At 62.8% G+C, this 13,606-nt stretch carries 16 protein-coding genes; 10 read left to right on the top strand and 6 right to left on the bottom strand.

All coding sequences use genetic code 11. The annotated features are described in order from the left end of the window. Positions 1 to 174 (top strand): GreA/GreB family elongation factor (locus PF446_RS05825; protein ID WP_298070299.1); only part of this gene is annotated, 174 nt, incomplete at its 5' end. Between the two features lie 13 nt (positions 175 to 187). On the opposite strand, the gene PF446_RS05820 is transcribed toward PF446_RS05825, so the two are convergent. After that, positions 188 to 709: a hypothetical protein gene (locus PF446_RS05820; RefSeq protein ID WP_298070297.1), complete on the bottom strand. Its 522-nt coding sequence runs from the start codon at positions 707 to 709 to the stop codon at positions 188 to 190. Between the two features lie 89 nt (positions 710 to 798). Continuing rightward, positions 799 to 2,115, bottom strand: a complete 1,317-nt coding sequence (rimO, locus tag PF446_RS05815; RefSeq protein ID WP_298070296.1) for a 30S ribosomal protein S12 methylthiotransferase RimO — start codon at positions 2,113 to 2,115, stop codon at positions 799 to 801. A gap of 140 nt (positions 2,116 to 2,255) precedes the next feature. On the opposite strand from rimO, the gene PF446_RS05810 reads away from it, so the two are divergent. Then, positions 2,256 to 2,699: an HIT family protein gene (locus PF446_RS05810; protein ID WP_298070295.1), complete on the top strand. Its 444-nt coding sequence runs from the start codon at positions 2,256 to 2,258 to the stop codon at positions 2,697 to 2,699. A 1-nt stretch (position 2,700) separates the two neighbouring features. Here PF446_RS05810 and PF446_RS05805 read toward each other — a convergent pair whose 3' ends face one another. The 3 genes from PF446_RS05805 to apbC all read right to left on the bottom strand — a co-directional run bounded on the left by PF446_RS05805 (position 2,701) and on the right by apbC (position 5,007). Then, positions 2,701 to 3,195 (bottom strand): hypothetical protein, encoded by a 495-nt coding sequence (locus tag PF446_RS05805; RefSeq protein WP_298070294.1) that lies wholly within the window; start codon positions 3,193 to 3,195, stop codon positions 2,701 to 2,703. A gap of 64 nt (positions 3,196 to 3,259) precedes the next feature. After that, positions 3,260 to 3,826, bottom strand: coding sequence for a dCTP deaminase (dcd, locus tag PF446_RS05800; protein ID WP_298070293.1), 567 nt, complete (start codon positions 3,824 to 3,826; stop codon positions 3,260 to 3,262). A gap of 86 nt (positions 3,827 to 3,912) precedes the next feature. After that, complete coding sequence (gene apbC / locus PF446_RS05795; RefSeq protein WP_298070292.1) at positions 3,913 to 5,007, bottom strand: iron-sulfur cluster carrier protein ApbC; 1,095 nt, start codon at positions 5,005 to 5,007, stop codon at positions 3,913 to 3,915. A gap of 192 nt (positions 5,008 to 5,199) precedes the next feature. Between apbC and PF446_RS05790 the strand changes: the two genes are divergently transcribed. The 4 genes from PF446_RS05790 to nth all read left to right on the top strand — a co-directional run bounded on the left by PF446_RS05790 (position 5,200) and on the right by nth (position 9,265). After that, positions 5,200 to 5,739 (top strand): DUF2147 domain-containing protein, encoded by a 540-nt coding sequence (locus PF446_RS05790; RefSeq protein WP_343224659.1) that lies wholly within the window; start codon positions 5,200 to 5,202, stop codon positions 5,737 to 5,739. Positions 5,740 to 5,883: 144 nt separating this feature from the next. Further along, a complete protein-coding gene (gene metG / locus PF446_RS05785; protein ID WP_298070291.1) occupies positions 5,884 to 7,947 on the top strand; it encodes a methionine--tRNA ligase in 2,064 nt (687 codons plus the stop codon). 41 nt (positions 7,948 to 7,988) lie between these two features. Next, positions 7,989 to 8,618 (top strand): electron transport complex subunit RsxB, encoded by a 630-nt coding sequence (rsxB, locus tag PF446_RS05780; protein ID WP_298070290.1) that lies wholly within the window; start codon positions 7,989 to 7,991, stop codon positions 8,616 to 8,618. A gap of 20 nt (positions 8,619 to 8,638) precedes the next feature. Next, positions 8,639 to 9,265, top strand: a complete 627-nt coding sequence (gene nth, locus PF446_RS05775) for an endonuclease III (protein ID WP_298070298.1) — start codon at positions 8,639 to 8,641, stop codon at positions 9,263 to 9,265. Positions 9,266 to 9,401: 136 nt separating this feature from the next. On the opposite strand, the gene PF446_RS05770 is transcribed toward nth, so the two are convergent. Then, on the bottom strand, positions 9,402 to 10,451 hold the full coding sequence (locus PF446_RS05770) for a porin (RefSeq protein WP_298070289.1): 1,050 nt from the start codon (positions 10,449 to 10,451) through the stop codon (positions 9,402 to 9,404). 263 nt (positions 10,452 to 10,714) lie between these two features. Here PF446_RS05770 and PF446_RS05765 point away from each other — a divergent pair, with 263 nt between their 5' ends. From PF446_RS05765 to pstS, 4 genes are all read left to right on the top strand, one after another. Further along, the gene (locus PF446_RS05765) at positions 10,715 to 11,209 is read left to right on the top strand and encodes a hypothetical protein (protein WP_298070288.1); all 495 of its coding nucleotides are present in this window, start codon (positions 10,715 to 10,717) and stop codon (positions 11,207 to 11,209) included. 55 nt (positions 11,210 to 11,264) lie between these two features. Continuing rightward, positions 11,265 to 11,924: a ribonuclease T gene (gene rnt / locus PF446_RS05760; RefSeq protein ID WP_298070287.1), complete on the top strand. Its 660-nt coding sequence runs from the start codon at positions 11,265 to 11,267 to the stop codon at positions 11,922 to 11,924. A gap of 15 nt (positions 11,925 to 11,939) precedes the next feature. Further along, positions 11,940 to 12,230: a zinc ribbon domain-containing protein gene (locus PF446_RS05755; protein WP_298070286.1), complete on the top strand. Its 291-nt coding sequence runs from the start codon at positions 11,940 to 11,942 to the stop codon at positions 12,228 to 12,230. A 201-nt stretch (positions 12,231 to 12,431) separates the two neighbouring features. Beyond that, positions 12,432 to 13,451 (top strand): phosphate ABC transporter substrate-binding protein PstS, encoded by a 1,020-nt coding sequence (gene pstS / locus PF446_RS05750; protein ID WP_298070285.1) that lies wholly within the window; start codon positions 12,432 to 12,434, stop codon positions 13,449 to 13,451. Positions 13,452 to 13,606 lie beyond the last annotated feature (155 nt).

Raw genomic sequence — 13,606 nt, 5'->3', positions numbered from 1 at the left:
CGCATTGTCGGCCCGGACGAGACCGATGCCCGCCGTGGACACATCAGCATCGACTCTCCGCTGGCGCGTGCGGCGCTGAAAAAAAGCCTGGACGATGTCTTCGAAGCCGCCCTGCCTGGGGGCGCCACGTGTTTTGCGGTGCGCTCTGTGGACTATGCCCCGGACCCGGACTGAACGCGCTGCCCGGTTACTGGCCAGCCGTGTCGGCGCCACCACCCATCATGGCGTCGATCTGACTTTTGTGCGCCTTGTAGAAACGCAGGTTGCCCGGATCGAGCTTGCTCATGTCGACATACTTGGACATGCGTGGATCCTGTTGCATGCGTACCGCCATCGCCGTGCGCACCAGGGCCATGTTGGCGACCACGAACTGGTGCGGGGTGAAGCCATGCCTGGCCAGCAGCGGCTTGATCCGTGGATCGACCGCAGTCAGCTGCTGGGCCATGTCGTCCAGCGAATGCACCTGCGACATGTCCGGTCGCCTTTTCTTCAGATGCATGGCGCGGCCCTCGGAGGTCACGGCCTGCAGGCGGTCGAGTACGTTGGTATTGAGCTTGAAACCCGCCACCTCGGCGCGGTCGGCGGCCGTGAGCATGTGCGGCGTACCCTGCGCCATCAGTGTGGCCGGCAGCAGGACAGCCAACAGCACCAATGCGAAGGCCATCCAACCGGTCAGATCGCGGCGGGTCCATGCGTGTAGTTCTTTCATTGCCTGTACTCCTTGAGTTGTGAAACGACTCTAGCCGAATCGGGAAGTGCAGGCATCAGGGCGCAAATACCACCTCGGTACCCGACGATTCAGGCCAGACGCACATCCAGGTCGTGGGCATCGGCGCCCTCGACCCGCACGTTGACGAACTGCCCGGGCTTGAGGTCATGCCCGTCTGCAATGCGCACCAAGCCATCGATTTCCGGCGCATCCGCGGCCGATCGTGCCAGTGCGCCTGCAGTGCCGACATCGTCCACCAGCACTTTCAGGGTCTGACCGATGCGGCGCTGCAACCGGGCAGCGGAGATCTCCGACTGGACCTGCATGAAGCGCTCCAGGCGATCCTCCCTGAGCTCCTCGTTCACCGGGTCCGGCAAGTCGTTGGCGGCCGCGCCGTCGACCGGCGAATAGGCAAATGCCCCCACTCGATCCAGTTCGGCCTCGCGCAGGAAATCCAGCAGCTCCTCGAACTCGGCATCGGTCTCACCGGGAAAGCCGACGATGAAGGTGCTGCGCAAGGTCAGCTCCGGCACGGCCTTGCGCCACGCGCGGATCCGCTCCAGGGTGCGCTCGATGTTGCCGGGCCGTTTCATCAGCTTGAGAATGCGCGGGCTGGCGTGCTGAAAGGGGATATCCAGGTACGGCAGGATCCGGCCCTCGGCCATCAGCGGCATCAACTCGTCCACATGCGGGTACGGGTAGACGTAGTGCAGGCGCACCCAGACGCCCAGTTCGGCCAGACCTTCGCACAGTTCCGTCATGCGCGTGCGGTAGGCCTTGCCGCGCCACTCACGCTCGGCATAGCGGGTATCGACGCCGTAGGCACTGGTGTCCTGGCTGATGACCAGCAGCTCCTTGACGCCGCCATGTACCAATTTCTCCGCTTCATGCAGCACCTCGTCCACCGGACGGCTGACCAGCCGCCCTCGCATCGAGGGGATGATGCAGAAGCTGCAGTTGTGATTGCAGCCCTCGGCGATCTTCAGGTAGGCATAGTGCTTGGGGGTCAGCTTGACGCCGGTGTCGGGGACCAGGTCGACAAACGGGTCGCGACGCGGCGGTAGTGCGGTGTGGACCGCGTCCATCACGCTGGCGTAGTCCTGCGGACCGCTGATGGCGAGCACGTCCGGATAGGCCTCCCGGATCAACTGCGCCCGCTTGCCCAGGCAGCCGGTCACGATCACCTGGCCATTCTCGTGCAGGGCTTCGCCGATGGCGTCCAGCGACTCCTGCACCGCAGCATCAATGAAGCCACAGGTATTGATCACCACGGCATCGGCGGCATCGTAGCTGGGCACGATCTCGTACCCCTCGACCTTCAGTTGGGTCAGGATGCGCTCGGAATCGACCAGCGCCTTGGGGCAGCCGAGGCTGACGAATCCAACTTTCGGATGTTCACGTGACATGCGGCAAATATTTCCGGAGCAAACGATTCATTCTACAGGGTTTTCTCGACGGGTTGGGGTTGCGTGGATTCATCATCACCACGAATCGGGCATCATGCAGATACCGCCCGCGCGGCCACCAACACACTGCGAGATTGCCCATGCACAAGCCATTCGAACTCGACCGGCAACTGCTCGCCGACACCCTGCCGGTCGGCGACCTGCCGATGTGCCGCGTTCTGTTGATGAACGACAGTCGCTACCCGTGGCTGGTGCTGGTACCGCGCAGGTCTGGCCTGGTCGAACTCGATGCGCTGGACCGCCACGACCGCATCGCAGTGATGGATGACGTGCACTGCGCCACTGGCGCCCTGCGCAGGGCATGCAGCATCGACAAGATCAATCTGGGGGCCCTGGGCAACGTGGTCCGGCAGTTGCACCTGCACGTGATCGGGCGCACGCATGCCGACCGGGCCTGGCCCGCCCCGGTCTGGGGAAACGGGTCCGCAATCGCCTATCCGCAGGACGCGGCCAGCACCCGGGTGTCGACCCTGGCTGGATATCTTGCCGTCACCCGGGATTTCCGCGTCACCGAAGGCGATTGATTCAATTGCCGGTGGGGAACTCGCTGGTGCCCTTGGCAGAACCATCCTGCGAGTGATCAGGCAGGGGCGGACCCTTGTACTGGTTGTCCCGCAAAAACTTTACGCCCTTGCCCTTGACCGCAGCAATCTTGCGCAGCACACCGTCGGTGTAATAGTAGGTCTGCACGCCGTACTTGAGCTCCAGATAGGCCATCGTCTTGACTTGGGATGCCTGTATTCCCTTCTTTTCGCCCGGCGCAAGCAGCACCCGCTTGGGCAACTCGCCCTGCTCATTCAGGTACCGGAAATGGCTGCCCAGGTCGGCCTGCGACAATACTGCGCCATCGAGCAGAAACTGACCGCCCTTGTAGGACTGCAGGGTCATGTCGAAGGTCTTCTCGATCTTGGCAAGCTCGACCTTGTTCTTTACACCGCTGCTGCAGCCGCTGAGTACGGCAACCAGCCCCGCCAGCACCACCAGGGCCAGCCGTGAGACGGAACGTGAATGTCGAATCATGTTGGGGAACTCCTGCACATCAATGATGTGGTGACTTGATAACGGAAAAATGTAACGCTTGCTCTCAGGTGCGCGGCAGCGTCACGCCGCGCTGGCCCTGGTACTTGCCCCCGCGATCGCGGTAACTGGTCTCGCATTCCTCATCCGACTCGAGGAACAGCATCTGAGCCACGCCCTCGTTGGCATAGATGCGGGCCGGAAGCGGCGTGGTGTTGGAAAACTCAAGCGTCACATGGCCTTCCCACTCCGGCTCCAGCGGGGTCACGTTGACGATGATGCCGCAGCGCGCATAGGTACTCTTGCCCAGGCAGATCGTCAATACCTGCCGCGGAATGCGAAAGTATTCGACCGTCCGCGCCAGGGCAAAGGAATTGGGTGGAATGATGCACTCGTCCGCCTGTACATCGACGAAACTTCCGGCATCGAAGGCCTTCGGATCGACAATGCTGGAGTTGATGTTGGTGAAGATCTTGAACTCATTCGCGCAACGCACGTCATAGCCATAGCTCGAGGTGCCGTAAGAGACAAGCCGCCGACCCTCGCGGTGCTTGACCTGGCCGGGTTCGAACGGCTCGATCATGCCGTGCTGTTCGGCCATGCGCCGGATCCATTTGTCGGGTTTGATGCTCACGGGCGTTCCGTCGAAGGGGAATGGTTTGATGCGTGAATGCGCAAAAATACATGCTCGCGCCGAACCCTGCCAGCACGCGGGCCGGATCAGCCGGGAGTGCCTCCCTGCACCACGATCTTGCCCAGGCCCAGCGATTTGTTGCGGGGGCGCAGCGAAAGGCGTCCGCCCGCGTGACGCGCGATATCCCGGTAGCGCTGCGCCAGCTCGCCGTCGGGGTCCGCCGCCACCGTCGGCGTGCCGCCGTCCGCCTGCTCGCGGATACGGATATCCAGCGGCAGACGGCCCAACACCGGCAGCTCATATTGCGCACTCATGCGCTCGGCACCACCACTGCCGAAGATGTGTTCCTCATGGCCACAGTTCGAGCACACATGCGTGGCCATGTTTTCGATGATGCCCAGCACCGGAATGCCGACCTTCTCGAACATCTTGTAGGCCTTGCGCGCATCCAGCAGGGCAATGTCCTGCGGCGTGGTGACGATGATCGCACCGGCCACGGGCACCTTTTGCGCCAGGGTCAGCTGGATGTCGCCGGTCCCCGGAGGCAGGTCCACAACTAGGTAATCCAGGTTGTCCCAACGGGTGTCGTTGAGCAACTGGGTCAGGGCCTGGGTCACCATCGGACCGCGCCAGATCATCGGCGTATCTTCCTCCACCAGCAGACCGACCGACATCATCTGCAATCCATGCGCAAGTTTGGGGACGATGGTCTTGCCGTCCGGTGAATCCGGACGCCCTTCCACGCCCAGCATCCGCGGCTGGCTGGGGCCGTAGATGTCGGCATCCAGGACACCCACGCGCGCACCCTCGGCCTGCAGCGCCAACGCCAGATTGGCCGCGACCGTGGACTTGCCCACGCCGCCCTTGCCCGACCCCACGGCGATGATGTTGCGCACGCCCTGCATCGGTGCCAGCTCGCCCTGCACCTGGTGCGAATGCACGCGCGAGGTGATCGACACCGTGGACGAGGCGATGTCGCTCTCCGCTTCAAGCCGCTTGCGCACCTGGGCGGCAAGTGTGTGCCGCCACCCCTGGGCCGGGTAGCCCAGTTGCAGGTCCAGCGACACGCAATCCCCATCCTTGCCGGCGGCACGAAGGTTTTGCCCGAGGCCGTTGCCGGTGTGTGGGTCAGTGATGGTGTCGAGGATTCGGCGAAGGTGGTCGTGCTGGGAAGCAGTCATGGCGTGCAGCTGAATTTCATCAATGGGACCGTCCATTATGCCGCAGAGCGTGAACGCGTAGTTCGGTCGGGCCATGACTCCGCGGCATGAACGCGGCAATGAGGCGTCTGCACGGTTTGGCGCATTGCAGCTTGACCCGGAACGAAACCCTGTGCAGGCTCGACCCATACGTACACGTACGGGAGGAGAATCATGCTGTCCTTGCGCACCACACTCGTCACCGCGGTCCTGCTGCTGGCCAGCATGTCCGCCGTGGCGGCCAGCACGTCGCCCGTCGGTCTGTGGAAGACGATCGACGATGAAACCGGACAGGCCAAGGCCATCGTCCAGATCACCGAGCATGACGGCACGCTCGAGGGCAAGATCCTGCATGTGCTCAAATCCGACGACGGCCCGCACCCAATCTGCAAAAAATGCGAAGGCGCGCGCCACAACCAGCCGGTCGAGGGCATGACCTTTGTCTTGGGCATGACCCGAGATGGCGGCCAATGGGACGGCGGACATATCGTCGACCCGCACAACGGCAAGGTCTACAAGGCGAAGATGACGCTCATCGATGGTGGCCAGAAGCTAAAGGTCCGCGGCTACATCGGCTTTTCCTGGCTGGGTCGCACCCAGGTTTGGCAACGCTACACCCCGCCGCAGCCCAAGCCCGCGCCTTCAGCCATGCCTGCACCGGCATCCAGCAGCATGCCGGCCGGGACATCCAGCGCCGCCGCGGGCATGCACTGAAAGTCGGAAAACACGTGCACCGGTCGCCAAACGCATGTGCGACCGGTGCACGCTTGCATTGAGTCACGCACGCGCGGCCGGCTGGTCCGCAGCTTGCGCTCCCTGCCATAATGCGCGGCTTGTCCCGTCGTCCCGGAATCCCGCATGAATCGCCGCATCCTGGTCACCTGCGCCCTGCCCTATGCCAATGGTCCGATCCACATCGGCCACATGGTCGAGCACGTGCAGGGCGACATCTGGACGCGGGCCATGCGCATGGCCGGCCATACGGTGCATTTCGTCTGCGCCGATGACGCCCACGGCACCCCGATCATGCTGCGCGCCCAGCGTGAGGGCATCACCCCCGAGCAGCTGATCGCCGACAGCAGCCGCCTGCACCAGGCTGATTTCCGCGACTTCGGGATTGCCTATGACCACTACTCCACCACCAACAGCGCCACCAACAAGGCCCTGACGATCCGCATCTACGAGGCGCTGCGCGACGCCGGCCACGTGGAGTCGAAGCCGGTGCGCCAGTTCTACGATCCCGATCGCGAGATCTTCCTGCCCGACCGCTTCATCAAGGGCGAGTGCCCGCACTGCCACGCCAAGGACCAGTACGGTGACTCCTGCGAAGTCTGCGGCAAGACCTATGCACCGACCGATCTGATCGACCCCTACTCGGTGATCTCCGGCGCACGTCCGGTGGAAAAGGAATCCGTGCACTATTTCGTGCGTCTGGCCGACTTCGAACCGATGCTGCGCGCATGGCTGGATGAACGCCGCGCCGCCGGCGGCCTGCAGGGCGAAGTGGTCAACAAGCTCGAGGAATGGTTCACCGACGGGCTGCGTAGCTGGGACATCTCGCGCGACGCGCCCTATTTCGGTTTCGAGCTGCCGGATGCGCCGGGCAAGTTCTTCTACGTCTGGCTGGACGCTCCGGTCGGCTACCTGGCCAGCTTCAGCGAGTTCGCAGCCGAGGCCGGGATCGATGTCGATGCCTTCATCGAGGACGATGCGGCGGCGAAAGCCGGTACCGAGATGGTGCATATCATCGGCAAGGACATCACCTATTTCCATACTCTGTTCTGGCCGGCCATGCTGCACGGCTCGGGCCTGCGCACGCCCAGCGCGGTCTACGTGCACGGATTCCTGACCGTGAACGGTGCCAAGATGTCCAAGTCGCGCGGGACCTTCATCAACGCGCGCACCTACCTGGACCACCTGGACCCCGACTACCTGCGCTACTACCTGGCCGCGCTGCTGGGGCCGACCCTGGCCGACCTGGACCTGGATTTCCGCGCCTTCGAGGAGCGCGTCAATTCGCACCTGGTCGGCAAGTGGGTCAACATCGCCAGCCGCTGCGCCGGTTTCCTGCACAAGCAGTTCGACGGGCGCATGGCCGGGGTCATCGACGCCGATCTGCGCACGCGCTACGACGATGCCGCAAAGCGCCTGGAGGCCTGTGCGTCGCTGTACGAGAAGCGCGAATATGCCCACGCCATGCGCACCATCATGGCGGTCGCCGACGAGACCAATGCCTGGATCGCCGAAAAAGCGCCCTGGAAGATGGCCCGGGACGAAAGCCAGCACGAGCAGATGCACCAAGTGTGCTCCATGGCGATCAACCTGTTCCGTTTGCTGAGCGCATGGCTCAAGCCGGTGGTACCGGCAACTGCGGCGCGTGCCGAGGCGTTCCTGGCCACCGAGGCCACGCATTTCGCCGATGTGCGCGAACCGCTCGCCGGCCATGCGCTGGCACCCTTCCAGCCCCTGCTCACCCGAGTCGACCCCAAAAGCATCGAGACCATGATCGAAGCCTCCAAGGACCACCTCAAACCCGAAACCGGGGCCGCTCAGGCACCCGCGCCTGCCGCCAAGCCGGACGCTGGCCCGGCCACCATCGGCATCGACGATTTCGCCAGGCTGGACCTGCGCGTGGGCAGGGTCGTCGCCTGCGAGCACGTCGAGGGTGCCGACAAACTGCTGCGCTTCGAACTGGATGCTGGCGACATCGGCATGCGCCAGATTTTCTCCGGCATCAAGGCCGCCTACCCGGAGCCGGAAAAGCTGGTTGGACGCAACGTGGTCTTCATCGCCAACCTGGCGCCGCGCAAGATGCGCTTCGGCCTGTCCGAGGGCATGATCCTCTCGGCCGGTGAAGGAGGAAGCGATCTCAAGGTGGTCGAGGTCGACCCCAGCGCAGCGCCCGGCGCCAGCGTTCGCTGAGCACGGTCCTGTGACAAGCACCGGATGATTTCGCCCCGACTGTGACAGACGCCTGCACAACCCTCGCCGATCGCATCGACGCGCTGCTTCCACAGACCCAGTGCGAGCAGTGCGGCTACCACGGCTGCCGGCCCTACGCCGAGGCCATGGCCAGGGGCGAGGCGGACATCAACCAGTGCCCACCGGGTGGCGAGACCGGCATCCGCGCACTGGCCGCATTGCTGGAGCGCCCGTCCAAACCCCTGGACCCGGACCACGGCGTGGAAAAACCACGCACCCTGGCGCGTATCGTCGAAGCCGATTGCATCGGCTGCACCAAATGCATCCAGGTGTGCCCGGTCGATGCCATCATTGGTGCCGGCAAGCAGATGCATACCGTCATCACCGACCAGTGCACCGGATGCGAGCTGTGCGTGCCGGCCTGCCCGGTCGACTGCATCGCGCTCGACCCGATGCCACCCGGGCAGATCGATACGGCGCATGCCGACGCGGCACGCGAGAACTTCCAGGCACGCGAGGCACGTCTGGCGCGCGAGCGTAGTGAACGCGAGGCACAACTGGCTGCACGAAAGGCCGCCATGCACGAGCCCAGAGTCGCCAGCGGCATCAGTCGAAATGCGGTAATGCAAGCCATAGCCCGCGCCAAGGCCAGGAAAAAGGGCGTCCCGTGAAACGCGAAAACATCATCGAGATGTTCCAGCGCCTGCGTGAAATGGATCCGCACCCGACCACCGAACTCGAATATGACACCCCGTTTCAACTGCTGGTCGCGGTGATCCTTTCGGCACAGGCCACAGACGTCGGCGTCAACAAGGCCACGCGCCGCCTGTACCCCGAGGCCGGCACGCCGCAGGCGATCCTTGATCTCGGCGAGGATGGACTCAAGCGCTACATCAGCAGTATCGGCCTGTTCAATACCAAGGCCAGGAACGTGATCGCCACCTGCCGCATCCTGCTGCAGGAGCATGCCGGCGAAGTGCCGCGTGACCGCAGCGCGTTGGAGGCCCTGCCCGGCGTCGGCCGAAAGACCGCCAATGTGGTCCTGAACACCGCATTCGGCGAACCGACCATTGCCGTGGACACGCATATCTTCCGCGTCGCCAACCGCACCGGCCTTGCGCCCGGCAAGGACGTGGTCGCGGTGGAGAGGAAACTGCTCAAGGTGGTCCCGGATGCCTTTGTGCAGGACGCCCATCACTGGCTGATCCTGCACGGACGCTATGTGTGCAAGGCACGCAAGCCGGAATGTCCGAACTGCGTGATCGCCGATCTTTGCCGTTACCGGTCCAGGACCCCGCCAGCCAAAGGCACGCGCTGAAAGCCCTGCTGCACAGAAAAAGAAACGGCGGGCCTGCGCCCGCCGTTTCCGTTTCGCCATCCATGGCATTTTTCTTCAGGTGGCACTGTCATGCCGCTATTGATGCTAGCAACGACATGTTGCAGGCTGATGAAGCTCAGAATGCTACCTCGCCCCACACACCGATCTCGTCGGTCTTGGTGTTGGCGGTATGCACCGGCATCGGCACCATCGAGGTGTAATCACCCTTCTCGTGCTTGTACACGGCAGCCAGCTTGAAGCCCTTGGTGATGGCGAACTCGATACCGGCGTTGTAATAGGTATCTTTCTTGGCCGGATCCAGATTCTTGCTCAGCTTGGCGCTGTCGTAACGGGCAAAGGCGGTCATCGTGTCGGTCAGACCGTAGCTGGCCCACAGCGAGTAGCCGTCCGCCTTGTCGGCCATCGGGCTGGTGACGTTATTCCAGTTCTTGGCGGTGAAGTACTCGCCGCCCACGCGCAGACGCTTGCTGGTGTAGGCCACCAGTGCGTCTCCACGGGTTGCCGTTTGCATCGCCGGGCTGTTCTGCAGGTCATGACCAAGCTTGCCGGAGTAGCCACCCACCGCAATCACGAGGCCTTCGATCGGCATGAAAGCCGCACGACCGGCGAAATCCACACTCTTGCTGCGACCCGGATGCTTGTAGCCACCGCCATTGACGACCGCAGTGGAGTAGGTGAAGGAACCGTTACCACCCACCTTGCCGCCCAGATGCAGGCCCCAGTCGGCCGAGTTGGCGAAGTGCAGACGATCGGTGATGGTGTTCTCGACGTAGCGGAAGCCGTACTGATGCTCGACGAACGGAATCCACGGCATGTCGGCCGAACCGATCCGCAACACCGCAGCGTTGCTGAACTTGCCCTGCACATAGGCCTTCTTGACGAACAGGTTGGTCTGGCCATCGGAAGGCACGTAGTCGAAGTCGGTGGTCAGGTTGGCCGACCAGATGCTGTTGAAATCATGCGTCACGCTCAGGTAGAAGCGCTTGACGTCGGTACCGGTACCGGTCTTGTTGGTGGTGCCGGTATCACTGTTCTTCTGGTTGATGTGCGTGAAATCGAAGTACATCTTGCCGCCGATGGTGGTGTCACCAGTCGCGGCGTGAGCGGACATGCTGACCGAAGCAACGGCAGCGGCAACAGCAACGGCAATAAGTTTGCAGCGCATGGGAAAGACTCCTCGGATCGGATATGCGGTGCATGGCACCCCGCCATGCATTCCGTATGAATTCAGCATCAACGGACTTGTTAAAATGCCGTGACGGGGTGCAGGATGACCGCAGAGTTTGACGGTTGTGTTGGATTCACATGACGAATTGATGACAGCCACGTGTCATGGTCATCACCAGAAGCCTGATGCGCAGTGAAAGATAACTGTCATGACCGTGTGCCAGATTGCCTTCAATTGCATGCCCCGTTCTGGAGTGCCCCATGACTTTCCGCCTTGCCCGTGCGCCCTTGCTGATTCTGACCCTGGTCCTTGTGGCCGCTCCCTTGGTCCAAGCACGCCAGTCTGCATCCGCACCTCTCGAGGAACGCATGTCGCATGCCGAATTCATGCGCCTGGGACTGGACAAGCTGTCACCGGCCCAGCTCAAGGGCCTCAACAGCTGGCTGCGCTCACATGGACTCAACGGCCCGTCGATGGACAGCCCACGCGTAAACCAGGCGGAAGCGCCTCCCGTGCCGGACACCAAAGCGGACACCGACATCCACAGCCGCATCGCGGGCACCTTCCACGGCTGGGAATCCGGCACCGTGATGACCCTGGCCAACGGCCAGCAATGGAAGGTGATGGGCGACAGCCAGGTGATGTCGCGCAGCATGGACCACCCCAAGGTGACCTTGCGCAAAGGCTTCCTGGGCAGCTGGATTCTCAGTGTGGACGGGGTGCGCGAAACGACGCATGTCCGCCGGATCCATTGAGGCCGGACCCCGGGCGACACCGGTCGCTGCTTGACCGTACTGCTATGCTGCGGCAATGGAAATGTCCCCCAGCAAGCCCGTGACACGGATGGCCGACCGCTTCCGCGGTTTCCTGCCCGTGGTCGTGGATGTCGAAACCGGCGGCTTTCATTCCGAAACCGATGCCCTGCTGGAAATTGCTGTTGCGGTCACCCGCATGGACAGCGCCGGGCAGTTGCATTTCGATGCCCCGATCCTGGCTCGCGTGCAACCGTTCGAGGGCGCCAACCTGGACCCGAAAGCGCTGGAAATCACCGGCATCGACCCGGATCATCCCCTGCGTGCGGCACTGCCCGAGCGCGAGGCGCTGGACCAGGTGTTCAAGCCTGTGCGTGAGGCCGTGCGCGCGGCCGCTTGCCAGCGAGCGGTGCTGGTCGGACACAACGCCGCCTTCGACCTGGGGTTCCTCAATGCCGCAGTCGAGCGCTGCGGGCACAAGCGCAATCCCTTCCACCCGTTCAGTTGCTTTGACACGGCCACGCTGGGCGGCCTTGCCTATGGCCAGACGGTACTCAGCAAGGCGGTCCAGGCAGCCGGATTCGAGTTCAATGCGCGCGAGGCCCATTCGGCGGTCTATGATACCGAGCGCACTGCACAGCTGTTCTGCACCATCGTCAATCGCTGGAAACAGTTGCAGGATCTGGAACGCGACCATGTCGGTCTGCGCATGTCCTGAGCTCCGGGCCATCCCATGCCGATCTACGAATACATCGCCACGACTGAATCGGGCTGCGAACAGTGCCGCAGCGGCATGCAACTCCTGCGCCGCCTGTCCGATCCCGAGCTGACCGTGTGCCCGCATTGCGGCGCACCGGTCACGCAACGCATCAGCGCGCCGAACGTGGTCGCCGGCAACAGCCATCGCACCAGCGAAGGCCATCTGGAAAAACACGGATTCACCCAGTACCGCAAGACCGGAACGGGCGTATACGAGAAGACGGCCGGCAAGGGACCTGCGCATATTGCAGATGACGGAAAATAAGCCAGGCCGCGGCGCACGCCAGACTTCCACCTTGAAACCGATTGTTAATCATACGCTTGCCGCAACTTCCTGATAATACTCGAAGGAAACCACGGCATCCCTGTCACATGGGTGCAACACTAGTCACATTTGATTGCAATACGAATAGCCTACAACGTGACAAGGCGGGCAACGCCTGAGCCCTAAAACCGAGGAGTTATCGTGTCTATCAACCTGAAATCCCGTATCGCCCTGGCCGTGGTGGCTTCGCTGTTCACCATGGCTGCCTCCGCCACCGACGTTACCGGTGCCGGCTCCAGCTTTGTCTACCCCGTCATTTCCAAGTGGTCGGCACAGTATGCCGAGAAGACCGGCAACCACATCAACTACCAGTCCATCGGTTCGGGCGGCGGTATCGCCCAGATCAAGGCTGGTACCGTCGACTTCGGCGCCTCCGACAAGCCGCTCGACCAGGCCACCCTGAACAAGTTCGGCCTGGGCCAGTTCCCTGACGTCATCGGCGGCATCGTGCCGGCATTCAATGTCCAGGGCATTGCCCCGGGCAAGTTGGTGCTGGACGGCAAGACCCTCGCCGACATCTTCATGGGCAAGGTCACCAAGTGGAACTCCCCCGAGATCGCCGCGCTGAACCCCGGCCTCAAGCTCCCGGACGCCAACATCACCGTGGTGCACCGCTCTGACGGTTCCGGTACCAGCTACAACTTCACCAACTATCTGTCCCAGGTCAGCCCGATGTGGAAGTCCAAGGTCGGCGTGGGCACTGCGGTCAACTGGCCGACCGGTATCGGTGGCAAGGGCAACGAGGGTGTCTCGGCCTACGTCAAGCAGGTCAAGAACTCGATCGGCTATGTCGAGTACGCCTACGCGCTGCAGAACCATATCGGCTACGCCGTGATGAAGAATGCCGCCGGCAACATCGTCAAGCCGGACACGGCTTCCTTCCAGGCCGCGGCCGCCACGGCTGACTGGAAGCATGCCAAGAACTTCGACCTGCTGATCACCAATGCCCCGGGCGCCAAAGCCTGGCCGATCACCGCCACTTCGTGGGTGATCATGTACAAGCAGCCGAAGAACCTGAAGCACACCCAGGTGGTGATGGACTTCTTCAAGTGGTCCTACAACCATGGCCAGGCCGACGCCCGTGCACTGGACTACGTGCCGCTGCCGAAGAGTCTGGTCCATCAGATCGAGCGCTACTGGGCGACCCAGTACAAGATGTAAAATGTAAACAAGATGTAAAATGTAAAATGCATGGTTGATGGCATCGCCCTGATGCCTGACGATGTAGCGGCGCGGGCGGCCCCCAGTCCCGCCCGGGACAAACGTTTGTCCAGACCCGCAATTGCGGCCGCTGTCTACCCCAAAATCACCAACTG

The sequence above is a fragment of the Oleiagrimonas sp. genome, assembly GCF_027858935.1.
Classification (GTDB): Bacteria; Pseudomonadota; Gammaproteobacteria; order Xanthomonadales; family Rhodanobacteraceae; genus Oleiagrimonas.
The sequence above is the reverse complement of the archived record's forward strand: the minus strand, read 5'-3'. Positions and strand labels throughout refer to the sequence as shown.